Annotated in this window: 24 protein-coding genes and 1 tRNA gene; 12 read left to right on the top strand and 13 right to left on the bottom strand. The window is 75.4% G+C overall.

Annotated elements, in window-relative coordinates:
- Nucleotides 1-224 precede the first annotated feature (224 nt).
- Complete coding sequence (locus tag B8281_RS15645; protein ID WP_085388192.1) at nt 225-3,965, top strand: metallophosphoesterase; 3,741 nt, start codon at nt 225-227, stop codon at nt 3,963-3,965.
- 123 nt (nt 3,966-4,088) lie between these two features.
- Here the strand turns inward: B8281_RS15645 and B8281_RS15640 are convergent, their stop codons facing one another.
- The gene (locus B8281_RS15640) at nt 4,089-4,850 is read right to left on the bottom strand and encodes an SDR family NAD(P)-dependent oxidoreductase (RefSeq protein ID WP_085388191.1); all 762 of its coding nucleotides are present in this window, start codon (nt 4,848-4,850) and stop codon (nt 4,089-4,091) included.
- Nucleotides 4,851-5,144: 294 nt separating this feature from the next.
- On the opposite strand from B8281_RS15640, the gene B8281_RS15635 reads away from it, so the two are divergent.
- The 7 genes from B8281_RS15635 to B8281_RS15605 all read left to right on the top strand — a co-directional run bounded on the left by B8281_RS15635 (nt 5,145) and on the right by B8281_RS15605 (nt 12,783).
- Nucleotides 5,145-6,464: a TrpB-like pyridoxal phosphate-dependent enzyme gene (locus B8281_RS15635; RefSeq protein ID WP_085388190.1), complete on the top strand. Its 1,320-nt coding sequence runs from the start codon at nt 5,145-5,147 to the stop codon at nt 6,462-6,464.
- Nucleotides 6,465-6,519: 55 nt separating this feature from the next.
- The gene (gene trmB, locus B8281_RS15630) at nt 6,520-7,335 is read left to right on the top strand and encodes a tRNA (guanosine(46)-N7)-methyltransferase TrmB (protein ID WP_085388189.1); all 816 of its coding nucleotides are present in this window, start codon (nt 6,520-6,522) and stop codon (nt 7,333-7,335) included.
- A gap of 184 nt (nt 7,336-7,519) precedes the next feature.
- On the top strand, nt 7,520-7,870 hold the full coding sequence (locus B8281_RS15625; protein ID WP_021482757.1) for a DUF485 domain-containing protein: 351 nt from the start codon (nt 7,520-7,522) through the stop codon (nt 7,868-7,870).
- Nucleotides 7,867-9,513, top strand: coding sequence for a cation acetate symporter (locus B8281_RS15620; protein ID WP_021482756.1), 1,647 nt, complete (start codon nt 7,867-7,869; stop codon nt 9,511-9,513). The genes B8281_RS15625 and B8281_RS15620 overlap by 4 nt, the downstream gene beginning before the upstream one ends.
- A 111-nt stretch (nt 9,514-9,624) precedes the next feature.
- Nucleotides 9,625-10,185, top strand: coding sequence for an AAA family ATPase (locus tag B8281_RS15615; RefSeq protein ID WP_232322590.1), 561 nt, complete (start codon nt 9,625-9,627; stop codon nt 10,183-10,185).
- Between the two features lie 52 nt (nt 10,186-10,237).
- A complete protein-coding gene (locus B8281_RS15610) occupies nt 10,238-11,797 on the top strand; it encodes an NAD(P)/FAD-dependent oxidoreductase (RefSeq protein ID WP_085388188.1) in 1,560 nt (519 codons plus the stop codon).
- A gap of 59 nt (nt 11,798-11,856) precedes the next feature.
- Nucleotides 11,857-12,783: a RimK family alpha-L-glutamate ligase gene (locus B8281_RS15605; protein ID WP_085388187.1), complete on the top strand. Its 927-nt coding sequence runs from the start codon at nt 11,857-11,859 to the stop codon at nt 12,781-12,783.
- A 141-nt stretch (nt 12,784-12,924) separates the two neighbouring features.
- Here B8281_RS15605 and B8281_RS15600 read toward each other — a convergent pair whose 3' ends face one another.
- The 4 genes from B8281_RS15600 to B8281_RS15585 form a co-directional block, all read right to left on the bottom strand.
- Nucleotides 12,925-13,848: an ABC transporter substrate-binding protein gene (locus B8281_RS15600; protein ID WP_085388186.1), complete on the bottom strand. Its 924-nt coding sequence runs from the start codon at nt 13,846-13,848 to the stop codon at nt 12,925-12,927.
- A gap of 79 nt (nt 13,849-13,927) precedes the next feature.
- Nucleotides 13,928-14,659, bottom strand: coding sequence for an ABC transporter permease (locus B8281_RS15595; RefSeq protein ID WP_085388185.1), 732 nt, complete (start codon nt 14,657-14,659; stop codon nt 13,928-13,930).
- A complete protein-coding gene (locus tag B8281_RS15590; protein WP_085388184.1) occupies nt 14,656-15,297 on the bottom strand; it encodes an ABC transporter permease in 642 nt (213 codons plus the stop codon). The genes B8281_RS15595 and B8281_RS15590 overlap by 4 nt, the downstream gene beginning before the upstream one ends.
- A complete protein-coding gene (locus tag B8281_RS15585; protein ID WP_034654058.1) occupies nt 15,294-16,127 on the bottom strand; it encodes an ABC transporter ATP-binding protein in 834 nt (277 codons plus the stop codon). Before B8281_RS15585 ends, B8281_RS15590 begins: the two co-directional genes overlap by 4 nt.
- Nucleotides 16,128-16,377: 250 nt before the next feature.
- Here B8281_RS15585 and B8281_RS15580 point away from each other — a divergent pair, with 250 nt between their 5' ends.
- Complete coding sequence (locus B8281_RS15580) at nt 16,378-17,019, top strand: LysE family translocator (RefSeq protein WP_232322589.1); 642 nt, start codon at nt 16,378-16,380, stop codon at nt 17,017-17,019.
- A gap of 86 nt (nt 17,020-17,105) precedes the next feature.
- On the opposite strand, the gene B8281_RS15575 is transcribed toward B8281_RS15580, so the two are convergent.
- From B8281_RS15575 to B8281_RS19320, 3 genes are all read right to left on the bottom strand, one after another.
- A tRNA-His gene (locus B8281_RS15575) sits at nt 17,106-17,181 on the bottom strand.
- A gap of 92 nt (nt 17,182-17,273) precedes the next feature.
- Nucleotides 17,274-17,927 (bottom strand): oligoribonuclease, encoded by a 654-nt coding sequence (gene orn, locus B8281_RS15570; protein ID WP_369824976.1) that lies wholly within the window; start codon nt 17,925-17,927, stop codon nt 17,274-17,276.
- 182 nt (nt 17,928-18,109) lie between these two features.
- The gene (locus B8281_RS19320) at nt 18,110-18,250 is read right to left on the bottom strand and encodes a hypothetical protein (RefSeq protein WP_157446647.1); all 141 of its coding nucleotides are present in this window, start codon (nt 18,248-18,250) and stop codon (nt 18,110-18,112) included.
- 234 nt (nt 18,251-18,484) lie between these two features.
- Between B8281_RS19320 and B8281_RS15565 the strand changes: the two genes are divergently transcribed.
- Genes B8281_RS15565 through B8281_RS15555 form a run of 3 tightly spaced genes read left to right on the top strand, consistent with a single transcriptional unit; the run spans nt 18,485 to nt 21,200 of the window.
- A complete protein-coding gene (locus B8281_RS15565) occupies nt 18,485-19,222 on the top strand; it encodes a phosphatase PAP2 family protein (protein ID WP_085388182.1) in 738 nt (245 codons plus the stop codon).
- Nucleotides 19,223-19,269: 47 nt separating this feature from the next.
- Complete coding sequence (locus B8281_RS15560; protein WP_085388181.1) at nt 19,270-19,893, top strand: helix-turn-helix transcriptional regulator; 624 nt, start codon at nt 19,270-19,272, stop codon at nt 19,891-19,893.
- Nucleotides 19,890-21,200 carry an MFS transporter gene (locus B8281_RS15555; RefSeq protein ID WP_198163077.1) on the top strand — a complete coding sequence of 437 codons (1,311 nt, stop codon included), beginning with the start codon at nt 19,890-19,892 and terminating at the stop codon, nt 21,198-21,200. Before B8281_RS15560 ends, B8281_RS15555 begins: the two co-directional genes overlap by 4 nt.
- Before the next feature lie 97 nt (nt 21,201-21,297).
- Here B8281_RS15555 and B8281_RS15550 read toward each other — a convergent pair whose 3' ends face one another.
- The 5 genes from B8281_RS15550 to B8281_RS15530 form a co-directional block, all read right to left on the bottom strand.
- A complete protein-coding gene (locus B8281_RS15550; RefSeq protein ID WP_085388179.1) occupies nt 21,298-21,897 on the bottom strand; it encodes an energy-coupling factor transporter transmembrane protein EcfT in 600 nt (199 codons plus the stop codon).
- Nucleotides 21,894-22,574 (bottom strand): energy-coupling factor ABC transporter ATP-binding protein, encoded by a 681-nt coding sequence (locus B8281_RS15545; RefSeq protein WP_061268581.1) that lies wholly within the window; start codon nt 22,572-22,574, stop codon nt 21,894-21,896. Before B8281_RS15545 ends, B8281_RS15550 begins: the two co-directional genes overlap by 4 nt.
- A 104-nt stretch (nt 22,575-22,678) precedes the next feature.
- Nucleotides 22,679-23,890 (bottom strand): thiolase family protein, encoded by a 1,212-nt coding sequence (locus B8281_RS15540; RefSeq protein WP_232322588.1) that lies wholly within the window; start codon nt 23,888-23,890, stop codon nt 22,679-22,681.
- On the bottom strand, nt 23,887-25,284 hold the full coding sequence (locus B8281_RS15535; protein WP_085388178.1) for a class I adenylate-forming enzyme family protein: 1,398 nt from the start codon (nt 25,282-25,284) through the stop codon (nt 23,887-23,889). The genes B8281_RS15540 and B8281_RS15535 overlap by 4 nt, the downstream gene beginning before the upstream one ends.
- A gap of 20 nt (nt 25,285-25,304) precedes the next feature.
- Nucleotides 25,305-26,018, bottom strand: a complete 714-nt coding sequence (locus B8281_RS15530) for a biotin transporter BioY (RefSeq protein ID WP_085388177.1) — start codon at nt 26,016-26,018, stop codon at nt 25,305-25,307.
- Nucleotides 26,019-26,275: the final 257 nt, after the last annotated feature.

The following is a 26,275-nucleotide window of genomic DNA, read 5'->3' as shown; positions in this document are numbered from 1 at the left end:
TCGCCCGCTGCCGTCCTCCCGTTCACCCCCGCCGGGAAGGGTCCGGTGCGGGCGTCGTCGCCGCTCGGCAGCGCCGCCCGTCGACCCGTTCGCCACGGAAGGGAACCACGATGGACACGTCCGTGCCCACGCACAGGACTTCGCGACGCGCCGAGAGACGCACCGACAGACGGACCGACGGTGGGGCGCGGCGCCGCGCCACGGTCGCCGGGGCGCTCGGGGCGGTGCTGGTCGCCGGCCTGCTCGCGCCCGGCGCCGCCGCCGCGACCGCCCCGGGAGCCTCCCCGACCCTCGACCGGACGGCCGCCCGGTCCACCGGGGCCGGCCCGGAGACGCGGCCGGTGCTGAGCCCGACGACCGGCACGTTCCTCGACGGCACGGTGCGCGTCGCGGCCGACCCGGTCCGCGCGGGCGACGCCGTCACGGCGCTCGCGGTCGACGGCACCGCCCTCGACGCCTCCCCGACGCCCGCGACGGCGCGCCTGCTGTTCGACGTCGGCAGCAACTCGATCGAGAAGCGGTACGGCAGCCACGTGCTCGTCAACGGCGAGCGCCTCGAGCTCGACCGGGACATGGTGTCCGAGCGCGTCGCGCTCGACGTGCCCGCGCGGTGGCTCGTGCCGGGCGAGAACCGGGTGCGGTTCGTCGTCGGTGCGGTCACGACGTCGTGCGGCACGAACTACGACGACTACGACCTCACGGACGTGTCGCTCGAGCTCCTGGGCGAGACGGCCGACGGCTCCGCCAACAGCTTCTCCTACGCGTTCGGCGACGGCTCGTGCGGCACGAACACGGCGCGCGTCCTCTCGGCGGACCTCACGTTCGACCTCGACCAGGACCCGGCCGCCACGACCGGCCTCGCCGCGGAGCTCGACACCACGACGCTCGAGAACGGCGCGCACACGCTCACCGCGACGACCGCGTCGGGCGCGACCGCGACGAGCGCGGTCACCGTGAACAACGGCGCCCCGGGGGCGCCCGTGATCCGCCCTGCGGACGGCGCGCTGCTGCACGGCCCGCAGACCGTGCTCGCCACGCCGCCCGCCGGGGGCGAGCCGCCCGTCGGCATCGAGCTGGACGGCGCCCCGCTGACCACCGTCGCGACGCTCGGCACCGGCTCGTCGCGGTTCGTCTTCACCGTGGGCTCGAACTCGATCGAGGCCCGCTACACCAACCACCTGCTCGTCAACGGGCAGCGCATCGACCTCGTGGACCGCGACTACGTGAGCGAGACGGTCCGGATCGACGTCCCGAACGCCTTCCTGTCCCCGGGTCGCAACGTCGTGCGGTTCGTCACGGGCACGTACCCGACGGCGTGCGGCGACAACCGCGACGACTTCGCCATCTCCGGGATCGCGCTCGACGTCACCGACGGCACGGCGACCGGCGTGGGCATCGCGCCGTCGTACTCGATGGGCGACGGAGACTGCGGCACGAGCACGACGAAGCCGCGCGAGGTCGACCTCGCGTTCGACGTGACGCGCGACGCCGACGCGCCCGCGACCGGCCTGCGGGCCGACGTCGACACGACGACGCTCGCCGACGGCGAGCACACGATCACGTCGGCGACCGCCGCGGGTGCGGCCGCGCGCCGGACGGTGACCACCGACAACACCGGTCCCGCGATCGTGTCCAGCACGCCGGCGGCGGGCGCGGAGCTCGCGAGCGCGACGAGCCTCGCAGTCGAGCTCGCGGACGCGTCCGGCGTCCTGTCCGGGCCCGACGTCACGCTCGACGGCGAGCCGCTCGAGCTCGGCGCGCCCGTCGGCCCGGGGCTCGCCCCGGGTGCGCACACGCTCGTCGTCACCGCGACGGACGTGCTCGGGAACGCGAGCACGCACGAGATCGCGTTCACGAGCCTCGGCGTGCCCGACGTCCCGACCGACCTCGCGCCCGCGCACGGCACGCGCGACGTCGCGGGGAGCGTCGACCTGTCCGCGCGCGTCGCGGCGCCCGGCGGCGGCGACGTCACCGCCACGTTCTCCCGCGCCGACGTCACCGCCCCCGCGCTCGTCGCGCAGGGCGAGTCGGCCGAGGTCCCGACGACGCTCCCGGTCGAGGGCGAGCAGCCCGCCGCGGCGGACGCGCTCGCCCCGGGCGACGACCTGACGCTCGACTCGCCCCAGAGCCGCGACGTCACCTACCAGCGCTTCGAGCTGCCCGCCGAGGGCTCGACCGCCGGCCAGGTCGTGCGCTGGGAGGGCGTCGTCGACCCGCAACGGCTCGCCACGCTGCACCTGTGGGACGGCGAGCGGTGGGAGCCGCTCGCGTCCGCGCGCGGCGCGGTCGAGGGCACGACGTCGCTGAGCACCGTGCTCCGCGACAGCGCCGCCACCGACGGGACCGTGCACGTCCTCGTGACGGGCACCGACCCCTTCGCCGACGACATCGCCGCGGGCGGGTCGCGCGACGAGACCGACTTCGCGCCCCGCGAGGACTACGACTTCTCCCTGGTCCACCTCACCGACACGCAGTACCTCACCGAGGGCGCGGTCGAGCAGGAGACGGCCGAGGAGCGCGCGGTGTGGGCGCAGGCCTACACGGACCTCACGCAGTGGGTCGTGGACAACGCCGAGGCGCGCGGGATCGCGTACGTGGGCCACACGGGCGACGTGAACGAGAACTACACGCGCCTGCCCGCCGACGACGCGATGGCCGCCCAGGTCCGGGGCGAGTACGCGTTCTCCTCGTCCGCGCAGCAGATCCTCGACGACGCGAACATCCCGAACGGGGTCCTCGCCGGCAACCACGACAACCTCACGGGCCAGGACAACGGGCCCGGGGCGCTCTTCAACGAGTTCTACGGCCCCGAGCGCTACGAGGCCCTGTCCGCGGGGTGGGAGAACGCGTCCTACGGCGGCCCGTGGCGCGAGGGCGACAACCAGAACCACTACGACCTGTTCAGCGCGGGCGGGCTCGACTTCGTCGCCGTGTACCTGTCGTACGGGGTGACGGACGAGGAGGCCGCGTGGGCGGACGGCATCCTCAAGCAGTTCCCCGACCGCAACGCGGTCGTGCTCACGCACGACTACCTCGTGCCGAGCTCGAACCCCGACGGTCGTGACTCCGAGATCTCGACGCCCGACGGCCGCCTCGTGCACGCCAAGGTCGTCGAGCCCAACCCGAACGTCTTCCTCGTCCTCGCGGGGCACCGGCACGGCGTGGGCATCAACGTGCGCCAGGACGTCGGGACGCCGGGCAGCGGGGTCGTCGAGCTGCTGGCCGACTACCAGTTCTACGAGGTCACGGCCGAAGAGGCGGGGCTCACGGAGATCGGCGGCTACGCGCCCGACGAGGGCCTGCGGCTCGGCGCGAGCTTCCTGCGCCTGCTCCAGTTCGACGTCGACCGCTCCGAGATGATCGTCGACACCTACTCGCCGTGGCTCGAGAACTTCGGCGCCACCGAGTACGACGACGAGCAGCGCTACGACGGCCGCGAGGACGACTTCACCGTCCCCGTCGACCTCACCTCGCGCGTCACGAGCCTGGCGACCGACGCCGTGTCGCTCTACGCGCCGGGCGAGGAGGTCGGCAGCGTCACGGTGCCGTCGGGGGAGGTCGCGACCGTCACGTGGGACGGGCTCGAGCCGGGCGCCGCGCACGCGTGGACCGTCACGGCCACCAGCGCGGGCGGCGGCACCGCCGTCTCGCCGGTCAGCACGTTCACCACGGCGCCCGCCGAGGACGGCCTCGTCGTCGAGACGACGGCGCGAACGCAGTGCCTCGCCGGCACGGCCTACGTCGCCGTCCGGGCCCGCAACGCGGACACCGTCCCGGTCGACGTCACGCTCAGCACGCCGTTCGGCGAGCGCACCGTCACGGGCGTGCGACCCGGCGCGTCGGCGTACCAGGCGTTCTCCGTCCGGGCGTCCGACGTCGCGGCGGGCGCCGCGCACGTCGGCGCGAGCGGGGACGGCCGGTCCTTCGCGGCCGACGCCGCGTACGACGCGCTCGCGTGCGGCTGACACGGCGCTGACGCGCTGCCGACGCGCCGCTGACGCGGTGCCGACGGCACGAGGGCGGCCCCCGGACCGGACGGTCCGGGGGCCGCTCCGTCGCTCGCCCGGCTGCCAGGGGAGCGGGGACGGTCAGACGGCGGCCCACCCGCCGTCGCTGTGCAGGACGGCGCCCGAGACGTTGGCCGAGTCGTCCGACAGGAGCCACGTGATCGCCGCGGCCAGCTCGTCGGCGCTCGCTGCCGGCGGGACCGTCGTCGCCATGACCGGTCCGAGCCGCTCGCCCGCGTACTGCGAGCGGAAGGGCGCCTCGATGCTCGTCGCGACGGCCCCGGGGGCCACGACGTTCGCCCGCACGCCGCGGGGCGTGTAGAAGAACGCGGTGCTCTTCGTGAAGCCGATGACCGCGTGCTTCGACGTCGCGTACGCGGTGCCCGACGCCGACGCGCGCGAGCCCGCCTCCGACCCGACGTTGACGATCGAGCCCTTCCCCGCCTCGAGCATGAGGGGCAGGACCGCGCGCGTGAGGCGCATGACCGCGGTGACGTTGACGGTCATGACGAGGTCCCACGTCGCGTCGTCGACCTCGGCGCTCGGCAGGAAGCCGTCCATGATTCCGGCGACGTTGGCGAGGGCGTCCACCCGGCCGCCCGCGGCGGCGACCACCGCGTCGACCGTGGTCTGCGCGCTCACGTCGCCCGCCACGGTGACGAGAGCGTCCGTGCCGACGTCGGCGACGAGCTTGTCGAGGCGGTCCTCCCGCACGTCGGTGGCGACGACGCGCGCGCCCTCCGCGAGCAGCCGCTCGACCGTCGCGCGGCCGATGCCGGCGCCCGCGCCGGTGACGATCGCCGTGCGGCCCTCGAACCTGCCCGGGACGTGGTTGCTGACCATGACGGCTCCTTCCGTCCGCGCCGGCACTGCCGTCGACCGGCGTCTGCTCCCATCCCAGCGCCCGCGCGCCCGCGCGCGCGAGAGCCCATCGTCCTCGCCCGGGCGCCGGTGGTCCCGAGCGTGCGGGCGGGGGTAGGGTCGCCCTCGTGACGCACCCGTCCGTGACCCCCTGGTGGCCGGCCGCCTGACGGCCGGTGACCTCATCCGGCCGTGCCCCGACGACGTGGGCGGCCTCGGTGAACCCGGTGCGCGCGTCGTCGGCCCAGCGGCCGTCCCCCTGAGCTGGAGCCGAGCATGACGACACCGCAGACCCCGCCGACGGCCCTGCCCGTCCGGTCCCTCGAGCCGACGGGCGCCGAGGTGCCCTCGACCGTCCCGACGCACTGGTACAACCTCGCGGCCGACCTCCCCGAGCCGGTGCCCCCGCACCTGCACCCGGGCACGCGCGAGCCCCTCACGCCCGACGACCTCGCGCCGTTGTTCCCGCTCGCGCTCGTCCAGCAGGAGGTGACGACGGAGCGCTACGTCGAGATCCCGCAGACGATCCGCGAGATCTACGCGCTGTGGCGGCCGTCGCCGCTCGTGCGCGCGCGACGCCTCGAGCGGGCCCTGGGCACGCCGGCCCGCATCTACTACAAGTACGAGGGCGTGAGCCCGGTCGGCTCGCACAAGCCGAACACCGCCGTCGCGCAGGCGTACTACAACGCGCTCGAGGGCACCACAAGGCTGACGACCGAGACCGGCGCGGGCCAGTGGGGCGCCTCGCTGTCGTTCGCGGGCGCGCTGCTCGGGCTCGACGTCGAGGTGTGGCAGGTGCGCGCGTCGTACGACGCCAAGCCGTACCGGCGCGCGCAGATGGAGGTCTACGGCGGGATCTGCCACCCGTCGCCGTCGGACCTCACGGAGGCGGGGCGCGCGATGCTCGCCGCGGACCCCGAGACGACCGGCTCGCTGGGCATGGCGATCAGCGAGGCGGTCGAGACGGCCGCGAAGGACCCCGCGGCGCACTACGCGCTGGGCAGCGTGCTCAACCACGTGATGCTGCACCAGAGCGTCATCGGCCAGGAGGCGCTCGTCCAGCTCGACGAGGCGGGCGAGGGCGCGCCGGACGTCGTGTTCGGCTGCGCGGGCGGCGGGTCGAACCTCGCGGGCCTGACGTTCCCGTTCCTCGGCCGCAACCTGCGCGAGGGCACGACGACGCGGCTCGTCGCGTGCGAGCCGGCCGCGTGCCCGTCGCTCACGCAGGGCGAGTACCGCTACGACTTCGGCGACGTCGCGGGCCTCACGCCGCTGCTCAAGATGCACACCCTCGGCAAGGACTTCGTCCCGCCGGCGATCCACGCGGGCGGCCTGCGGTACCACGGTATGTCGCCGATGGTGTCGCACGCGGTGCACCTCGGGCTCATGGACGCCGTCGCCGTCGACCAGGACGAGGCGTTCACGGCCGGGACGCTGTTCGCGCGCAGCGAGGGCATCATCCCCGCGCCGGAGTCGACGCACGCCGTGGCGGCGGCGGTCGCGCACGCGCGCGCGGCGACGGAGCCCGAGGTGATCGTCCTCGGGCTGTCGGGCAACGGGGTGCTCGACCTGCCCGCGTACGCGGCGTACGTCTGACGGGCCGGGCGCCTCGCGCGGCACGACCCCCGCGAGGCGCCCGTACCCTAGTGCGGTGCCCGAACCGACCCCCGAGACCCTCGACGAGCCCGTGACCGGCGCCCCCTCCGCGACCCCGGGGACCGGCGACGCCCCACCGCGCTACCGCACCCAGCCCGTGTCGTTCGTGCGGCGCAGCGGTCGCCTCGCGCCGCGCCAGCAGCGTGCGTGGGACGCGTACCGGGACCGCTACGTCGTCGACGTGCCGCGCGACGTCGCGCGGACGTCCGTGGACCCGGACCACGTGCTCGACGTCGCGGCCACCTTCGGACGCGACGCGCGCCTCGTCGTCGAGATCGGCTCGGGCCAGGGCGAGGCCGTCGTCGCCGCCGCCGAGCGCGAGCCGGGCACGGACTTCCTCGCCGTCGAGGTCTACGCGCCCGGGCTGGCCCAGACCGTGCTGCGCGCGTCGCAGCGCGACCTGACGAACGTGCGGCTCGTCCAGGCGAACGCGGCCGAGGTCCTCGCCACCACGCTGCCCGCGGGGAGCGTCGACGAGCTCTGGGTCTTCTTCCCCGACCCCTGGCACAAGTCCCGCCACCACAAGCGCCGCCTCGTGACGCCGTCGTTCGCGGTGCTCGCCGAGCGCGTTCTGCGCGCGCCGGGGGAGGGCGACGACGGCCGCACCGGCGGGACGCTGCGGCTCGCGACCGACTGGGCCGAGTACGCGGAGCAGATGCTCGAGGTGCTGGACGCCGCGCCGGGGCTGCGCAACGTGCACGGGCCGGGGAACGCCGCGCCGCGCTTCGAGGGCCGGGTGCTCACCGGGTTCGAGCGCAAGGGCGAGGCCGCGGGGCGCGTCATCACCGACCTGGAGTACGTGCGCGTCTGACGCGCGGCACGGCGTCGCGACGGGCCGCGCGCGGTCCTTGCGGACAACAGTGATCTACGGCACATTGTGCCGGGGGTGGAAGGTCGCCCCGGGCACGCAGTGTCGCGTGCGGTCGCGTCGACAGGCGACCGTCCGCGGGGTGCGGGCTCTCTGTCTGTCCACGGAATGAGCCAACGGAGGCGTCATGACCGACGTGACGGCCGCCCCCGGACCGGGGCCCGCCGAAGAGACCGACTACCAGCGGGTGCAACGCTCGCCCGAGTTCCAGGACCTGCGCCGACGCTTCCGGAACTTCGTGTTCCCGATGACCGCGCTGTTCCTCGTGTGGTACTTCGTCTACGTGCTGCTGGCGAACTACGCGCACGACCTCATGAGCGTCCGGGTGTGGGGGAACGTCACCGTCGGGCTGCTCCTCGGGCTCGGCCAGTTCGTGTCCACGTTCGCGATCACCATGATCTACGCGCGCTGGGCCAACAAGCGCTTCGACGCCCAGGCGGACGAGCTCCGCCGCGAGATCGAGGAGGACGAGCTGTGAGCGCGCACCTCCTGGCCGCCGAGGCCACGGACGTCGGGAACCCCGTCGTCAACGTCGCGATCTTCGCCGTGTTCGTCGCCGTGACCCTCGTCATCGTGCTGCGCGCGTCCCGGCAGAACAAGTCCGCCGCGGACTACTACGCGGGCGGACGGTCGTTCACCGGGCCGCAGAACGGGACCGCCATCGCGGGCGACTACCTGTCCGCCGCGAGCTTCCTCGGGATCTGCGGCGCCATCGCGATCAACGGCTACGACGGGTTCCTCTACTCGATCGGCTTCCTCGTCGCGTGGCTCGTCGCGCTGCTGCTCGTCGCCGAGCTCCTGCGCAACACCGGCAAGTTCACGATGGCCGACGTGCTGTCCTTCCGGCTCAAGCAGCGGCCCGTGCGCATGGCGGCGGCGCTCGCGACCCTCGCCGTCGTGTTCTTCTACCTGCTCGCGCAGATGGCCGGGGCCGGCGGGCTCGTGGCGCTGCTGCTCGGCGTGGACTCCACGGCGGGCCAGAGCGTCGTCGTCGCGGTCGTCGGCGCGCTGATGATCCTCTACGTGCTGGTCGGCGGGATGAAGGGCACCACCTGGGTCCAGATCATCAAGGCCGTCCTGCTCATCGCGGGTGCCGCCGTCATGACCGTGTGGGTCCTCGCGAAGTTCGGCTTCAACCTGTCCGACCTGCTCCAGGGCGCGATCGACAAGGCGGGCCCGGGCGGCGAGGCGCTCATCGAGCCCGGCAAGCAGTACGGCGCCACCGGCACCACGAAGCTCGACTTCCTGTCGCTCGCCCTCGCGCTCGTGCTCGGCACCGCCGGCCTGCCGCACGTCCTCATGCGCTTCTACACCGTGCCCTCCGCCAAGGAGGCCCGCCGGTCGGTCGTGTGGGCGATCTGGCTCATCGGCATCTTCTACCTGTTCACCCTCGTGCTCGGGTACGGGGCGGGCGCGCTCGTGGGGCCGGAGACGATCAGCTCCGCACCAGGGGGCGTGAACTCCGCGGCACCCCTGCTCGCGTTCGCGCTCGGCGGCGAGATCCTCCTCGGCTTCATCTCCGCCGTCGCGTTCGCGACCATCCTCGCCGTCGTCGCCGGGCTCACCATCACGGCGGCGGCGAGCTTCGCGCACGACATCTACGCCAACGTCATCAAGCGCGGCGAGGTCAAGCCCGACGGCGAGGTCAAGGTCGCGCGCATCACCGTCGTCGTCATCGGGATCCTCGCGATCCTCGGCGGCATCTTCGCGCAGGGTCAGAACGTCGCGTTCCTCGTGGCGCTCGCGTTCGCCGTCGCGGCGAGCGCGAACCTCCCGACGATCCTCTACTCGCTGTTCTGGAAGCGGTTCAACACCGCGGGCGCGCTGTGGAGCATGTACGGCGGCCTGATCTCGTGCGTCGTGCTCATCGCGTTCTCTCCCGTCGTGTCCGGGAAGGTCGACCCGGTGACGGGCGCGAGCCTGTCGATGATCAAGAACACGGACATCGACTTCGCGATCTTCCCCCTGAGCAACCCCGGGATCGTGTCGATCCCGCTCGCGTTCCTCCTCGGGATCGTCGGGACGCTCCTCAGCAGGGAGAAGCCGCACCCCGAGAAGTTCGCCGAGATGGAGGTGCGCTCGCTCACCGGGGCGGGCGCCGAGAAGGCGACGGTGCACTAGCCCGACGGCGGCCCCCGCGCCGCGTGCGGACGCCCCCGGCCCGGACCGGGGGCGTCCGCACGCGCGGCAATTCCGTCGCGCGGCGCGCGGACGACGCCGTACGGTCGCGCCGTGACCTCCGCTACCCCGGCCCCCGTCGTCCCGGGCGAGGAGACGCCGGTCCTCGTCGTCACCGGGGCGATGGCCTCGGGGAAGTCCACGGTCGCCGACGCGCTCGCCCGCACGTTCCCGCTCGCCGCGCACGTGCGCGGAGACCAGTTCCGGCGGTTCGTGGTCAGCGGCCAGGCGTCGACGGCACCGCCCCTGACCGGCGCGGCGCGGGCCCAGCTCGACCTGCGGCAGGCGCTCGCGGCGCAGGTTGCCGACACGTACGCGGCCGCGGGCGTCACGGCCGTGGTCCAGGACATCCTGCTCGGCCCCGACCTCGCGCGGTTCACGGCGCGCGTGCGCACCCGACCCTGCTACGCCGTCGTGCTGACGCCGGACGCCGCCACGCTCGCCGCGCGCGACGCCGGCCGCCACAAGCAGGCGTACGGCGCCTGGACCCCGGAGGAGTTCGCCGCCGCGGCCCGCGCGACGCCCGGCGGGCTGCACGTCGACACGACCGGGTGGACCGTCGCGCAGACCGTCCGGCACGTGCTCGACCGGCTCGACGAGGCCCGGGTCGCCTGACCCGCCGTCGCACCGCCGCGCGGCGACCGGGCCGTCGCGCGAGGATGGGCCCATGACGTCCGACGCGCAGCCCGAGACCACCCCTGACGAGACGTACGACGTGATCGTGATCGGCGGCGGGCCCGTCGGCGAGAACGCCGCCGACCGCGCGTCGCGCACCGGCCTGAGCGTGGCGCTCGTCGAGGCCGAGCTCGTGGGCGGCGAGTGCTCGTACTGGGCGTGCATGCCGTCCAAGACGCTCCTGCGCCCGGGGGCCGTGCGGGCCGAGGCGCGGGGCGTCCCGGGCGTCACCGTCGGCGACGACCTCGACGTCGCCGCCGTCCTCGCGCGGCGCGACCAGATGGTCTCGGACTGGGACGACTCCGGCCAGGTCTCGTGGGTCGAGGGCGCGGGCCTCACGCTCGTGCGCGGGCTCGGGCGGATCGTCGGCCCGCGGCTCGTGGAGGTCGTCGCCGAGGAGCCCGACGCCGACCCGGACGACCTGCCGCGCGCCCGCCGGCTCGCCGCCCGCCACGCGGTGATCGTGGCGACCGGCAGCGTGCCGGTCCTGCCGGACGTCCCCGGGCTGGCCGACGCGAACCCGTGGACGAGCCGCGAGGCGACCGCGGTCGAGGACGTGCCCGAGTCGCTGGCGATCGTCGGCGGGGGAGTGGTCGCGACGGAGATGGCGGTCGCGTTCGCCGACCTCGGGGCGCGCGTGAGCGTGCTCTCGCGGGGCGGCCTGCTCGGGCGCACCGAGCCCTGGGCCGGCGAGGCGGTCGCCGCGTCGCTGCGGGACCTGGGGGTCGACGTGCGGCTCGGCGTGTCGACGGAGGCCGTCGAGCCGCTGCCCGACGGCGGCGCGCGCCTCGTCCTCGCGGCGACCGGTCCCGCGGACGGCGGGGACGCGCCCGACCTGGCGCCCGTCACGGCCGAGCGCGTGCTCGTCGCGACGGGCCGCGTGCCGCGCACCCAGGACCTCGGGGTCGACTCCGTCGGGCTCGCGCCCGGCCGCGCGCTGGAGGTCGACGACACGATGCTCGTCCAGGGGCTCGGGTCGGAGGCCGGCACCGGGTGGCTGTACGCGGCGGGCGACGTCACCGGTCGCGTCGCGACGACCCACCAGGGCAAGTACCAGGGCCGCGTCGCGGGCGACGTCGTCGCCGCGCGCTTCGGCGACCCCGACGCCGAGGACGCCCCGACCGCGGGCGAGCGGCCGCCCGCCGTCGGCGCCGACCCCGAGCCGTGGTCGCGGTTCGCCGCGACCGCCGACGCCGTCGCCTCGCCCCAGGTCGTGTTCACGCGGCCCGAGGTGGCGGCCGTCGGGCACACCGAGTCGTCCGCGCGCGACGCGGGCCTCGACGTGCGCGTCGTGCGCTACGACCTCGCGAACATCGCGGGCTCCTCGGTGCGCTCCGCCGACTACGCGGGCAGCGCGCAGCTCGTGGTCGACGCCGCGCGCGAGGTCGTCGTCGGCGCCACGTTCGTGGGCCCCGACGCGGCGGAGATGCTGCACGCCGCGACGATCGCCGTCGTGGGGGAGGTCCCGATGCGCAGGCTGTGGCACGCCGTGCCGTCGTACCCGACGGTGAGCGAGGTGTGGCTGCGGCTGCTCGAGGAGTACGGGCTGTAGGGACCACCCGGCGCAGGCCCGGCGCCCGCGCCGCGGCCCGGTCGCCTAGGCTCGGGGGCGTGACGACCGAGACCACCGCCCCGCGCGTCGCCCTCGCGACGTGCTCCGTCCTCCCGCAGCTCGACCCCGACGACGCGCCGCTCGTGCGGGCGCTCGACGCCCGGGGCGTCGCGGCGCAGCCCGCCGTCTGGGACGACCCCGACGTGGACTGGGCCGCGTTCGACGCCGTCGTCGTGCGCTCGACCTGGGACTACTCGGCCCGGCGCGACGAGTTCGTCGCGTGGGCGAGCCGGGTCCCCCGCATCCTCAACGCGGAGCAGGTGCTGCGCTGGAACACCGACAAGGGCTACCTGCGCGAGCTCGAGGGCGCGGGCATCCCCGTCATCCCGACGCTGTGGCTCGACCCGGCGCGCAACCTCTCCTCGCGCGCGATCCACACGCGCCTGCCCGCCCAGGGCGACTTCGTCATCAAGCCCGTGGTCAGCGCGGGCGCGAAGGACACGGGCCGGTACCAGGCGGGCGAGGCGCACTCGCGCGGGCTCGCGATCCAGCACGCCAAGAACCTGCTCGTCTCCGGGCGCGAGGTCATGGTGCAGCCCTACGTGACGAGCGTCGACACCGCGGGGGAGACGGGCCTCGTCTTCGTCGACGGCGAGTTCTCGCACGCCGTGCGCAAGAACGCCCTGCTCACCGGCCCGCACCGCCCGACGCGCGGCCTCTACCAGCAGGAGGAGATGAGCCCGTTCACCGCGTCCGACGAGCAGCTCGACGTCGCGCGCCGCGCCCTCGCCGTGGCGGCCGACGCCGTCGGTGGCGGGGACCCGGCGAGCTTCCTCTACGCGCGCGTGGACGTCGTGACGGGCAACGACGACGGCGGCGTCGTCGTCATCGAGCTCGAGCTCACCGAGCCGTCGCTGTTCCTCGCGCTCGCCCCGGGCTCGCTCGACCGGTTCGCCGACGCGATCGCGGCTCGCGTCGCGCGCTGACCCGCGCCACCGGGCGGCCGAGCAGGACGACCCGCAGCGACGCGGCGATGCGTCCTCGGCGGTGCTGCTCCGGCCCCACGCACGACGACGGCGGCCCGTCCCGGAACCGGGACGGGCCGCCGTCGTGCGACGCGGGCCCGCTCAGGCGAGACCGTTCTCCGAGAGCCAGTCGGCGGCGATGTCCTCGGGCGAACGCTGGTCGACGGTGGACTCCACGTTGAGGGCGACGAGGCCCTCGGGCGTGAGTGCCTCGCTCACCGGGTTGATGACGTCCGCGATCTCGTCGGCGATGTCCGCGTTGACGAGCGGCACGACGTTCGAGGCGAGGAACAGGCCCTCCGGGTCCTCGAGCGTGACGAGCTTCTCCGTCTGGATGCGCGGGTCGGCGCTGAACACGTTCGCGATGTTCACCGTGCCGGCGACGAGGTCCTGGACGGTCGTGTCGCCCGTCGCGACGAACGACACGTCGACGCCGTACACGTCCTTGAGCCCCTGCGGGCCGTACGGGCGCTGCTCGAGTTCGGCGGGGCCGCCGAGCGTGAGCGGCACGTCGAGACCGGCGAGGTCGGACAGGCTGGTGAGGTCGTGCTCCGTCGCGAACGCCTCGGTGACGTTGTAGGAGTCCTGGTCGGTCGCGGTCGACTGGTCGAGGACCGTGAGGCCGTCGGGCAGCGCCTCCTGGAGCGCCGCGTACACGTCGTCGGGCGACGTCGCCGTGGTCTCCGGGTCGAAGAACTGCAGCAGGTTGCCCGTGTACTCCGGGAAGACCTGCACCTCGCCGCTCTCGAGCGCGGGCATGTACGCGTCGCGCTGACCGATCGAGAAGTTGCGCTCGACCGTGAAGCCCTCGGCCTCGAGCGCCTGCGCGTAGATCTCCGCGATGATCTCGTTCGAGTAGTAGGCCTGCGAGCCGACGACGATCGTGTCGGACGAGGCGCTGCCGCCGCCGTCGGCGCTCGTGGTGTCCTCGGCGAGCGGGTCGGACCCGCCGCCGCAGGCGGTGAGGGCGAGGACGGCGGTCGCCGCGGTGGCGACGAGGGCGGCGGTGCGTCGGGTGGTGCGCATGTGTCTGCCTTTCTGAGGGCCGTCCCGGAGACCGGGAGGGATCGGTTCGGCGCGTGCGGCGGGGGAGCGGCCGTCCGCGTCAGGCGGTGGTGGGTTCGGGGGCGCGGCGGCGCCGCCGGGACGGGGAGTCCTCCACGGACCGTCCCGCCGTGACGCCGCGCGGCACGACGACCCGTTGGAGGATCGCGAACAGTGCGTCGAGCACGACGGCCAGCACGACGATGACGAGGGCCGCCCCGAGGATCTGGGAGAAGTCGCGGATCTGGATGCCCTGCACGATGTAGAAGCCGAGTCCCCAGTTGCCGACGTAGCCGGCGAGCGTCACGGTGGCGACGACCTGGAGCGTCGCGGACCGCAGCCCGCCGATGAGCAGCGGCAGCCCGAGCGGCACCTCGGCCTTGAGGAGGACCTGCCACCCGGTCATGCCGACGGACCGCGCGCCGTCGACCACGCGCCGCTCGACGGCCTCGATACCGGCGTACGCCCCCGCGAGGATGGGCGGGATCGCGAGGAGCACGAACGCCGTGACCGACGCGGCGATCTTGTGCGTCACCCCGAGCACGAGCACGAGCAGCAGGACGAGCCCGAACGAGGGCACGGCGCGTGCCGCGCCCGACAGGGCGACCGCGACCTCCCGCCCGCGCCCGGTGTGTCCGATCGCCCAGCCCGCGGGGATCGCGATCGCCGCGGCGATCAGCACCGCGACGAACGTGAACGCGAGGTGGGTCCAGATCGCCTCGGGCAGCGGGAGCGCGCCCGTGAGCCGGTCGGGGGAGAAGATCCAGGCGACCGCGTCGGAGAAGACGTTCATGCGCGCACCTTCCGGGACCAGGGCATGACCGCTCGTCCGGCGAGCACGAGCAGCAGGTCGACGAGCAGGGCGATCACGACGACGGCGACGACGCCCGAGAGGATCTCGGCGACGATCTGTCGCTGGTAGCCGTTGGTGAAGAGGTAGCCGAGGTTGTCGATCCCGATGAGGATGCCGACCGTCGCGAGCGAGATGGTCGAGACGGCCGTGACGCGCAGCCCGGCGAGCACCACCGGGCCGGCGAGCGGGAGGTCGACCTGCCAGAAGCGTCGCCACGGCCCGTACCCGACGGCGAGGGCCGCCTGCCGGACGGTCGGGTCGACCGACGCCAGGGCGTCGGCGACGAACCGCGTCATGATCGCCACCGCGTAGATCGTCAGCGCGACGACCAGGTTGACCTCGGACAGAAAGCTGATGCCGAGGAGCGGCGGGAGCAGCGCGAAGAGCGCGAGCGACGGGATCGTGTAGAGCAGCCCGACGAGCGTGAGCACGAGACCCCGCGTGAGGCGGAACCGGAACGCGAGCCAGCCCAGCGGGATCGAGACGACGAAGCCCAGGACGATCGGCACGACGCACTGGCGCAGGTGCTCGACGGTCAGGCGGCCGATGAGGTCGAGGTTGTCCAGGACCCAGGTCATGCGCCGTCCTCGGGGGCGTCGCCGACGAGCACGCCCTGGGTCCGGCCCGCGCCGTCGACGAGGACCGTGCCGTGGTCCGTCCGCTTCGTGCGCAGCGCACGACGGCCGCGCTCGGCGCCGATGAAGCTCGCGACGAACTCGCTCGCGGGGTTCTCGAGGATCTCGCTCGGGGACCCGATCTGCGCGATCTGCGCCCCCTTCTCGAGGATCACGACCTGGTCGCCGAGCAGGAAGGCCTCGTCGACGTCGTGCGTGACGAAGACGACCGTCTTCTCCAGCTCCCGCTGCAGCCGGATGGTCTCGGTCTGGAGCTCGGCCCGCACGATCGGGTCCACCGCGCCGAACGGCTCGTCCATGAGCAGGATGTTCGGGTCCGCGGCGAGCGCGCGAGCGACGCCCACGCGCTGCTGCTGGCCCCCCGAGAGCTGGCTCGGGTAGCGGTCCGCGAGCGCGCGGTCGAGTCCGACGGTGTCGAGGAGCTCGAGGGCGCGCTCGCGCGCCTGTCGCCGGGGCGTGCCCTCGAGGCGCAGGACCGTCGTCACGTTGTCGACGACCTTGTAGTGGGGGAGCAGCCCGCCGTTCTGCAGGACGTACCCGATGCTGCGCCGCAGCTTCACCGGGTCGCGGTCGAGGACGGAGCTGCCGTCGATCTCGATCGTGCCCGACGTGGGCTCGACCATCCGGTTGATCATGCGCAGGAGCGTCGTCTTGCCGCTCCCGGAGGAGCCGACGAGCACCGTGGTGCGGTGGGGTGGGATGACGAGGTCGAAGTCGGCGACCGCGGCCGTGCCGTCGGGGTACGTCTTCGTGACCGATCGGAACTCGATCATGGGGTGCTGCCTCCCGACAGTCGGTGAACGGCCTCCACCCAACCACGACCGCGGTTCGGCTCGTCGAGCGCAGTGCCGCGCGTCTCCCAGACCGTACGACGAACCACCGACACGCCGCACCCGGACCACCGGGCCGTCCGCCCCGACGGCCCGCTCCGTGCCCGGCCCCGTGGCCCGCTCGACCCCGCGTCCGAGCGGCGGGCCCGGATTCGCCCGTGACGCGCGTCACGCCCCGTCCTATCGTGGCGCTGTGCCGCACCTCGACGCCCTCCTCGCCTTCGCGCTCGCCTCCCTCGTGCTCGTCGCGATCCCGGGCCCGAGCGTGCTCTTCGTCGTCGGCCGCTCGCTCACGCTGGGCCACCGCGGCGGCGTGCTCAGCGTGCTCGGCAACGAGCTGGGCGCGCTCACGCTCGTGGTCGCGGTGGCGCTCGGGGTCGGGACGGTCGTCGCGACGTCGGTCGCGATCTTCACGGTCGTCAAGCTCGTCGGTGCCGCGTACCTCGTGTGGCTCGGCGTCCAGGCGATCCGCCACCGGCGCGACGGGACCGTCGCCGTCGACGACGCCCCCGTCCGCGAGCCCTGGTGGCGCGTGGTGCGGCAGGGCTACGTCGTGGGGGTGACCAACCCCAAGACGATCGTGTTCTTCGTCGCGGTGCTGCCGCAGTTCACCGACTTCCACGCGGGCCGCGTGCCCGGGCAGATGATGGTGCTCGGGCTCGTCTTCACCGTCATCGCGTTCGTGTGCGACAGCGTCTGGGCGCTGGCAGCGGGCGCGGCCCGGTCGTGGTTCGCGTCGTCGCCCCGGCGCCTCGGCACGGTGCGGGCCGCGGGCGGCGGGATGATGATCGGCCTCGGTGGCGTCCTCGCCGTCGCGTCGCACCGCGCGCCGTGAGCAGCCCGGAGCGCGCCGACGGAGGGCGCGTCGGGCCCGGGACGCGACGAGGGCCGGTCTCCGTGCGGAGACCGGCCCTCGCCGTCTGGGGTGAGTAACGGGACTTGAACCCGCGACCCCCTGGACCACAACCAGGTGCTCTACCAGCTGAGCTATACCCACCATGTGAGCCGTGCTCACGGACCGGCGCCTGGAGCACCGGCCGTCGAAAAGTGTACCCGGTCCGCGGGGTGCTCCTGGACGCCTTTCTCGCGTCAGGCCTCGCCGGCCCCTGTGACGGTCGCCACGGCCGGGTCGTCGGAGGCGTCCGCGCCCTCGGCGGGGCGCGTGCGCCCCCGGGTCACGCTCGTCGTGACGACCTGCTCCGCGATCTTGCGGGCGGTCGCCGAGTCCGGCCCCGGCGCGGGCACGAAGACGGCGGCGCGGTAGTAGCGCAGCTCGTCGATGCTCTCGAGGATGTCGGCGAGCGCGCGGTGCCCGCCGTGCTTCTCGGGAGAGGAGAAGTAGGCGCGCGGGTACCAGCGGCGCGAGAGCTCCTTGACGGAGGAGACGTCGATGATCCGGTAGTGCAGGTGGCTCATGAGGGCCGGCATGTCGCGGTCGAGGAACGCCTTGTCCGTCCCGACGGAGTTCCCGGCGAGGGGCGCCTTCCCGGGCTCCGGCACCCAGGTGCGGACGTAGTCCAGGACGCGCTGCTCGGCCTCGGCCAGCGTCAGGCCCTCGTCGAGCTCGTCCAGCAGGCCGGACGTCGTGTGCATCTGGCGCACGAAGTCGCCCATCTGCTCGAGGGCCTCGGCCGGGGGGCGGACGAGGACGTCGACCCCGTCGCCGAGCACGTTGAGCTCGGAGTCGGTGACGACCGCGGCGACCTCGACGAGGGCGTCGGCGCCCAGGTCGAGCCCGGTCATCTCGCAGTCGATCCAGACGATGCGTTCGTTCGCGTTCACAGGGCTCACGCCCACAGCCTAGTCGCGCACGAGGAAGGCCCCGGCGGTCCGGTCCACGGAGGGTCCGGACGGCCGAGGCCTTCGACGGGTCGCGCTCTCGCCCGGCGGGGTGCGCCCCCGGCGTGACGAGCGCTCGGTGCGCGTCATGCGGTGCGGCGCGACAGGCGGGCCTGCCGGGTGTGCGCCGGGACGCGGGTCGTGGTGCGGCGCAGCTGCGACCGGCGCAGGGTCTGCTCCTGCAGCTGCTCGCGACGGCTGAGGGCCGCCACGTCGTACGTGATCAAGGGATGCATGGTGCTGCTCTCGTGACGCTGGGTTCGTGGGTCTGGCCGGACCCTCCACCGCCCGGTACGGACCGGACGGACGCCACCGCGGTGTGTGCTCATACGACCACGCCGGGCGCCGGGGGCGCACGGGATTTTCGCCAGGACCGCCCGGGGGCCCGTCCGGTCCGTCGGAGGGTCGGCCCGGGACCGTGCCGCGCTGCGTCGTCGGCCCGCGTTCCGTAGCCTCCGGGGATGGGTGCGACGACGAGCGGGTCGAAGGAGGGCACGTCGCCGCGGGCGGTGCTCGTGAGCGTCTGGCCGGGGGTGCTCCTGGTCCTGGTCGGCGTCCTGGGCTTCGCCGGCCTGCTGGACTCCGTCCGGGAGCGGGACGACCTCTGGCGGTTCGACGAGCCGCTGCTGGCCTGGATGGTCGCGCACCGGACTCCCGTCGCCACGGGGGTGCTGACGGTCGTGACGAACGTGTTCGGCCCGTTCGTGCTGCCCGTCCTCGTGGCGGTGGGGTGCGTCGTGTGGGCCCGCCGCTCGGGGACGTGGTGGGAGCCGGGCCTGCTCGCCGGGGCGATGGTGCTCGCGACCCTCGTCTCGAGCGTGCTCAAGGCCGTGATCGCGCGACCGCGCCCCCCGGACGTCTCGATGGTCGTGGCTGGGGTGGAGCGGTCGTTCTCGTTCCCGTCGGGCCACACGATCGGCGCGGCGGCGCTCGTGCTCGTCGGGGGCTACCTCGTGTGGCACCGCCACCGCGACGCGCGCGTGCTCACGGTCTGGGGCGTGGCGTCGGTGCTCGTCGTCGGGACCGTGGCGCTGAGCCGGCTCTACCTCGGGTACCACTTCCTCACGGACGTCCTCGCCGGGCTCTGCCTGGCCGTGGCCGTGCTCGGCGTCGTGGTCGCGGTCAGCCGGGTGCACGACCTGCTGGCTCGACCGGGGGCATCCCCGTGGCCCGCCGAGGCGCCGCCCGAGGAATCGTAAGAAAGAACTCTTGCGCAAGATATCTTTCGTAACATAGCGTCGTCGCCATGACGACCGCTGCCGACCGCCCCGCGCCGGGCACCCCCGCGAGCACGATCCCGCCGGAGCCGGTCGTCGCGACCGACCCGGCGAGCATCCGCGCCCTCGCGCACCCCCTGCGCCTGCGGATCCTCGCGCTGCTCGACGACGAGGGCGAGGTCACGGCCACGCGCTGCGCCGAGGTCACGGGCGAGTCGGTCGCGAGCTGCTCGTTCCACCTGCGCATGCTCGCGAAGTACGGCTACGTCGAGGCCGCCGAGCGGCGCGGCAAGGAGCGCCCGTGGCGGACGGTCGGGCGCGGGCGCCAGACCCGCTTCGACCCCGACGTGCCCGAGTCGCTGCCCGCGGCGAGCGCCGTGGCCGACCTCGTGCTCGGCCAGGAGGCGGCGCGCGTGCGAGCGTGGCTCGCCTCCGCCGCGGCGGAGGACCCGCGGTGGCTGCTCGCCTCCACGCTCAGCGCGTCGTCGTTCTACGCGACGCGCGAGGAGCTCGACGCGCTCGCGCGCGAGGTCGAGGCGCTCACCGACCGGTTCGCCGGGCGCTGGGAGGACCCGGGGCTGCGCCCCGAGGGCGCGCGACCGGCGCGGCTGTTCGCCGTCGTCAACGCCGACCCGCCCGCGGACCACCGGTGACCACCCCGCCCGAGCCGACGGCCGCGGCACCGACTGCGGACACCGCACCGACCGCAGCGGCCGCCGCACCGACCGCGGCGGGCGCGCCGCGGAGCGAGGTCACGCCGCCGGGAGCGGACGCGCGGGCCGCGCTCCGCGGGCGACCGTTCCGCCTGCTCTCGGTCGCGTGGGGGTTCACCAACTTCGCCGACTCGGTGCTCGCGATCATCCTCGCCGTGTGGGTCAAGGACCTCACGGGATCGAACGGTGCGGCCGGGCTCGTGTTCGCCGCGCTGGGCCTGCCCGCCCTCGCGTCGCCGTTCCTCGGCCAGCTCGCCGACCGGGTGTCCCGCCGCCGGATGCTCGTCGCGACGTACCTCGTCGGCGCGGCCGTGCTGCTCGCGCTCCTCCTCGTCCGCGGGCCGGGTCAGGTGTGGCTCGTGCTCCTCGTGACGGTCGTGTACTCGGGGGTCGGGTTCGCGACGTCCGCGGCGCAGTCCGGGCTCGTGCGCGACATGCTGCCCGACGACGCGCTCGCCGCCGCGAACGGCCGCCTCACGACGATCGACCAGGTGTTCCGCCTGCTCATGCCCGTCGTCGGCGCGGGCGTCTACGCGGTGGCCGGCGTGTGGCCGCTCGTCCTGGCCGCGTCGGGCGCGTTCGTCGTCGCGGCCGCGGTGGTGACGCGCGTGCGGGTGCGCGAGACGGCGCCGGCCGACGAGCGCGAGCCGTACCTCGCCGAGGTGACGGCGGGCTTCCGGCACCTCGCGCGGACGGCCCCGCTCGGCGTCCTCACCGTCGCGCTCGTCGTCGCGTTCGGGGCGGTGGGCCTGCTCAACGCCGTGAGCCTCGCGATCGTCGAGGACGGCCTCGGCCTGCCCGCCGCGCTGCTCGGCCCGGTCTCGTCCGTCCAGGCCGTGACCGCGATCGTGGCCGGCCTCACCGCCGCCCGGCTCGCGGCCCGGTGGGGCGCGCAGCGCCTCGTCGCGCTGGGGCTGGTCGTGCTCGCGCTCGGCATCGTCCCGGCGACCGGCACCAGCGTGGTGGCGGTCGTCGTCGGGCTCGGCGGCGTCGGCCTCGGTGTCACGTGGGCGATCGTCGGGTTCGTCACCGAGCGCCAGCTCCGCACGCCGCCCGCGCTCCAGGGCCGGGTGGCCGCGGCGAGCACCATGCTGCTCAACGTGCCCCAGCTCCTGCTCACCGTGGTGGGGGCCGCGCTCGTCGGGGTCGTGGACTACCGGGCGCTGCTCGTCGTGACCGTGGCGGGCATCGCCGTCGCCGCGGCGCTCGCCCTGCGCGGCCGTCGCGCCGTCGTCGGCGCACGCTAGCGCTGCGGACCGGCGGGCACAGCGGCGGGGCGCAGCGGCGGGGCACGTCGGCAGGGCACGGCACCGGTCCTCCCGGCGAGACGACGCGCGGGCGGCCTCAGTCGTCGAGGCCGCGGGCGCGCAGCGCGTCGCCGAGCGCGTCCGCCTGGCGCAGGGCGCCCACGACGAGCGGGACGGCGAAGGCCCGGACGTCGTGCTCCCGGCCGCGCGCGCGGCACGCGTCCCGCACGCGCTGCGCGAGCGCCGCGACCACCGGGACGGAGCGCACGGCGAGCGAGAGGACGAGCGCGACCCGGCCGACGTCGACCCCCACCCGGCCGAGCGGGCGCAGGCCGCGCTCGATCGCCGCGAGCACTGCCGCCGTGCGGGTCGTGAGCAGCACGAGACCCGCGAGCGCGACGAGCGCCACGAGGCGGGTCGTGAGGACCACCGCGGCGGCGGGACCGAGCGCGAACCACTGCACCGCGAGGAGCACCGGCACGACCAGCCGCAGCGGTCGGACCTGCTCCCACGCCGCGCGGGCCCCCACCCCCGCGAGCGCGTAGAGCGCCGCGACCACGACGACCACGACCCCCACCGCGACCGGTGACGACACGAGCAGCACCGCGCCCGACGCCGTCGCGAGGCCGACGAGCTTCGCCCCGGCCGGGAGGCGGTGCAGCACCGAGGTGCCCGGCCGGTAGCCGCCCGGCGTCATCCCGGCCCCGCGTCGACCAGGCGCCGGTAGTGCGCGACGGCCGGGCCCGGCGCGTCGTCCGCGACGACCCGCCCGCCGTCGACCACGAGCACGCGGTCCATCGCGTCCATGAGCGCGAGGTCGTGCGAGACGAGCACGACCTGCTGGGGGAGGGACGCGAGCTCCGCGGCGACGCGGCGCGTGTTGCGCAGGTCGAGGAGCGTGGTCGGCTCGTCGGCCACGACGAGGCGCGGACCCGCCGCGAGCACGGAGGTGAGCGCGAGGAGCTGCTTCTGGCCGCCCGAGAGCAGGTGCGCGGGATGGTCCGCGTGCTCGGCGAGGCCGCGCGCGGCGAGGGCGCGCCGCACGACCGCGGCGCGCTCGTCCGCGGGGACGCCGCGGAGCGAGTACGCGACGTCCTCCGCCACGGTCGGCATGACGATCTGTGCGTCCGGGTCGGTGAAGACGAACCCCACGCGCCGCCGCACCGCCGCGCCCTGGCGGCGCGTGTCGAGACCGTCGACGAGCACGCGCCCCGCCGTGGGCACGACGAGCCCGTTGAGCAGGCGGGCCAGGGTGCTCTTGCCCGAGCCGTTCGCACCGACCACCCCGACCCGGCGCTCGCGCAGCTCGAGGCTCACGCCGCGCAGGACGTCGCGCTCGCCGAGCCGCACGTGCACGTCCTCGAGCCGCACCACGCAGCCCGCTGCGCCGTCTCGCGGCGGGAGCTCGGGCGCGGGTGCCGCGACCTCGGCCGGGCGGTCCCGGCGTCGCCCCCGCAGGGCGCGCGCCGCCCGCGCGATCACCGCGTCACCTCCACGAGCACCGCGACGCCCTGGCCGCCGCCGACCGCCGCCGTCGCGAGCCCGAGCGTCCCGGCCCGCGCGCCCCCGCGCACGAGCCGGGAGAACAGCCGGACCACGGCCACCGCGCCGCTCGCGCCCCACGGGTGGCCCAGCGCGAGCGCGCCGCCGTCGGCACACACGCGGGCGTCGTCCGCCGGGTCGCCCAGCGGGTCGAGGCCGAGCGCGTCGGTGACCGCGAGCACCTGGGCCGCGAACGCCTCGACGACCTCGACCGCGGCCACGTCGTCGAGCCGCGCGCCGGCGCGGTCGAGCACCACGCGCACCGCGGGCACCGGGCCCCACCCGGGCAGCGCCGGGTCGCAGCCCACGGTGGCCGACGCGACGACCCGCAGCCCCGCGAGCCCCCGGTCGCGGCGCACCGCCTCGGGGACGACCGCCACGACGGCGGCGCCGTCGCTCACCGGGCTCGACGTCGCCACCGTGACCGTCCCGCCGGGGGTGAACGCGGGGGAGAGGCGCGCGACGACGGCCGGGTCGAGGCGGCGCGCGCGCTCGTCGCGCTCCAGGCCACGGCCCGGCCGGCCGACGCGCACGGTCTCCGCGGCGAACCGCCCGGCGTCGTGCGCCGCGAGGGCGCGCGCGTGGCTGCGCACCGCGTACGCCTCCTGGCGCTCGCGGGTCACGCCGCGGCGCCGCGCGAGCTCGTCGGCGGCGGCGCCCATCCCCGGGTCCGCCCACGGCACGGGCGCGAACGCCGCGCGCGCGTACGGGACGTCGCCCCAGGGCGTGCGGTGGGCCCGCGCGGGGGAGCGCGTCGCGCTCTCGGTGCCGCCCGCGAGGACGAGCGCCGCCTCGCCCGCGCGGACCTGCTGCGCCGCGACGAGCACGGCCGCGAGGCCCGACGCGCACTGCCGGTCGACGGTGAGCCCCGGCACGCGGGCGCCCGCTCCCGCGGCGAGCGCCGCGACGCGCGCGACGTCCCCGCCGGGGCCCGTGCAGCACCCGAGCACGACGTCCGCGACGTCACCGTCGACGCCGTGCGCCCGTGCGTCGTCGAGGGTCGCGCGCAGCGCCCCGGCCGCGAGGTCCACCTCGGTGAGCGCCCGATGCCCGTGGCCCGCGGTGCCGATCCACGTGCGGCGTGCGGCGACCACCACGGGCGTCGCGTCCGTCGTGCCGCGCGTCGACGTGCTCGGGTGCCGGGTCACCGCAGCGGCTCCAGGCCCGACCGCGCGAGGTCCGTCCCGCCGAGGGCCTCGCTCACCGCGCCGCGCGCGGGCTTCCCCGACGGCGTCCGCGGCAGCGCGCGCGTGCCGTACCAGCGCCGCGGTCGCTGGGCCGGCGCGAGCGCCGCGCGGGCGACCCGCTCGAGGTGCGCACGCAGCCCCGACCGGTCGTCGCACTCCACGACGGCGGTCACGACGGCCCCGAGGCGCCGGTGCGCCGTGCCGAGCACGACGACGTCGCGCACCCCGGGCACGGCCCGCAGCACGACCTCGACGTCCTCGGGCACGACCGTCGAGCCCCCCGAGAGGATCGCGCCGTCGCCCCGGCCGCGCAGCACGAGCGGCTCCGGCCTCGGGTCGGCGAGGTCCCCGACGGTGTGCCACGCGCCGTCGCGCCGCAGCGGCCCCGTGGCGCGCGCGAGGTAGCCGCGCGACACCCATGGCGAGCGGACCCACACCTCGCCGACGCTCGCCGACGGCAGGGGGCGCACCGCCAGGTCCACGCCGGGGAACGCGCGCAGCCCCGACCCGTCGGGGTCGTAGGCGACGAACGACAGCTCGACGGCGCCGTAGTACGCGAGCACGTCGACTCCGAGGCCCCGCGCCCGCTCCCGCGCCCCGGGCGCGAGCGACGCCCCGCCGACGACCGCGTGCCGCAGCCGGGACGGCGCGCCCGCGGCGACGGCGTCGAGCACGTCGTCGAGGACCTGCGGCACGAGGTGCACGACGTCGCTCGTCGCGAGCGCCGCCGTCGTCGCGGCCGGGGTGCGCGTGAGGACGGCGCACGCCCCGACGGCGAGCGTGTGCACGGCGGCGAAGCAGTACAGCGACGACGCGAGCGGGCCGGGGACGAGGACGGCGTCGGTGGGTCGCAGCCCGAGGAGCCGCGTGACCGCGTCGAACGACCCCGCCCACGACGCGCGCGTGCGCACGACCGCGCGCGGGCGGCCGGTGCTCCCGGACGAGAACCCGGCCCACGCGAGGTCGTCGGGACCGGGGACGTGCGGTGGCGTCGGCTCCGCGCCGTCGGCGGTGCCGGTCCCGCGCGGCAGCGGCACCTCGACGAACGTGCGCGGCGCGAGCGTGCGCAGCACCTCGGCGCGGTGGGCGCGCGGCCAGGCGGCGTCGCACACGAGCGGCGTCGCGCCCAGGTGGTCGACGGCCAGCACCGCCGTGAGCAGGTCGAGCGGGTCCGGCAGCGACACGGCGACGAGGTCGCCCGGTCGCGTGCCCGACGCGCGCAGGTGCGTCGCACCCGCGCGCACGTCCGCGGCGAGCGCGGCGTAGGTGCGCGACCGCTCGGGCGTGCGCAGGGCGGGACGGTCGCGCACCGCCGGGTCGGCGGCGTGCGTCAGGACCTGGTGGGCGACGGGCACGCGGACACTCTCGCAGGTGTTCAGGAGGCGGGGCGGCCGTCGGCCGCGGCACGGTCGACGCGGCCGGTGCGCCCGACCGGACGGGCCGCGGGGTAGGCCCGCACGACGCCCACCGTGATCGCGGCGGCGGCGAGCGCCTTGAGCAGGTCGCCGGGCAGGAACGCGAGCGAGAGCTGCGCGGTCGTGGGCAGCGGCACGCCCGTGACGAGCGCCTGCACCGGGATGCCGACGGCGTAGACGACCGCGATCCCGCCGACGACGCACGCGACGAGCACGGGCGCGAACGTGACGCGCCGGAGCCGGTCGACGAGCAGACCGACGACGGCCGCGCCGGCGAGGAACCCGACGAGGTAGCCCGCGGACGGCCCGACGAACGCCCCGAGCCCGCCGCGCCCGCCCGCGAGGACGGGGAGCCCGGCCGCGGCGAGCGCGAGGAACGTCGCGACGGCGAGCGAGCCGCGCCACGCGCCGAGGATCGCCCCCGCGAGCATGACGCCCAGCGTCTGGAGCGTCACGGGCACCGCGTTGCCGAACAGCGCGATCGAGCCGGGCAGGCCGAGCGCGGCCAGGAGCGCGGCGAACGTCGCGACCCGCGCGGCGTCGCCGGCGTCGAGCGCGAACCGGCCGCGGCGACGGTCGGGCACGTCCCGCGGTGCGTCGCGCAGCACCTCCGGGGCGGTGGGCGCCGTGGCGGACGGGGTGGCGGCGGGCGTCTCCGTGCGGGCGTCGGTCATCGCGGGCTCCCTGCTGTCGGTGGTCGGGCGTGTCCACTCTGGCCGGGACGGCGGTCGTCGGGCGACGGCGCTCGCGACCACCTCCGCGGCCCGCCGTGCACGGATCGCACAAGGCGTTGGAGGGATCCTCCAACCGCGCCGGGGCGCGGGCGCGGGGTCGGTGTGGGAGCCGCACAACCCGGCCTGTCCGGCCGGGCGACACGGCGCGTCGCACCTCTTGGCACTCGCGGGGGGAGAGTGCTAAAACAGGAGCTGTA

Source organism: Cellulosimicrobium sp. TH-20 (genome assembly GCF_002105775.1).
Classification (GTDB): domain Bacteria; phylum Actinomycetota; class Actinomycetes; order Actinomycetales; family Cellulomonadaceae; genus Cellulosimicrobium; species Cellulosimicrobium funkei.
Note: the sequence above shows the minus strand (reverse complement) of the source record. Positions and strands in the feature narration are given on the sequence as shown.

Bases quoted from the DNA above. Each gene is read 5' to 3' on its own strand.
- B8281_RS15595 (WP_085388185.1), bottom strand. From the start codon at position 14,659: ATGAACGTCTTCTCCGACGCGGTCGCCTGGATCTTCTCCCCCGACCGG.
- B8281_RS15585 (WP_034654058.1), bottom strand. From the start codon at position 16,127: ATGATCGAGTTCCGATCGGTCACGAAGACGTACCCCGACGGCACGGCC.
- B8281_RS15610 (WP_085388188.1), top strand. From the start codon at position 10,238: ATGACGTCCGACGCGCAGCCCGAGACCACCCCTGACGAGACGTACGAC.
- B8281_RS15550 (WP_085388179.1), bottom strand. From the start codon at position 21,897: ATGACGCCGGGCGGCTACCGGCCGGGCACCTCGGTGCTGCACCGCCTC.
- B8281_RS15600 (WP_085388186.1), bottom strand. From the start codon at position 13,848: ATGCGCACCACCCGACGCACCGCCGCCCTCGTCGCCACCGCGGCGACC.
- B8281_RS15565 (WP_085388182.1), top strand. From the start codon at position 18,485: ATGGGTGCGACGACGAGCGGGTCGAAGGAGGGCACGTCGCCGCGGGCG.
- B8281_RS15625 (WP_021482757.1), top strand. From the start codon at position 7,520: ATGACCGACGTGACGGCCGCCCCCGGACCGGGGCCCGCCGAAGAGACC.
- B8281_RS15640 (WP_085388191.1), bottom strand. From the start codon at position 4,850: ATGGTCAGCAACCACGTCCCGGGCAGGTTCGAGGGCCGCACGGCGATC.
- B8281_RS15530 (WP_085388177.1), bottom strand. From the start codon at position 26,018: ATGACCGACGCCCGCACGGAGACGCCCGCCGCCACCCCGTCCGCCACG.
- B8281_RS15590 (WP_085388184.1), bottom strand. From the start codon at position 15,297: ATGACCTGGGTCCTGGACAACCTCGACCTCATCGGCCGCCTGACCGTC.
- B8281_RS15635 (WP_085388190.1), top strand. From the start codon at position 5,145: ATGACGACACCGCAGACCCCGCCGACGGCCCTGCCCGTCCGGTCCCTC.
- orn (WP_369824976.1), bottom strand. From the start codon at position 17,927: ATGACCGGGCTCGACCTGGGCGCCGACGCCCTCGTCGAGGTCGCCGCG.
- B8281_RS15560 (WP_085388181.1), top strand. From the start codon at position 19,270: ATGACGACCGCTGCCGACCGCCCCGCGCCGGGCACCCCCGCGAGCACG.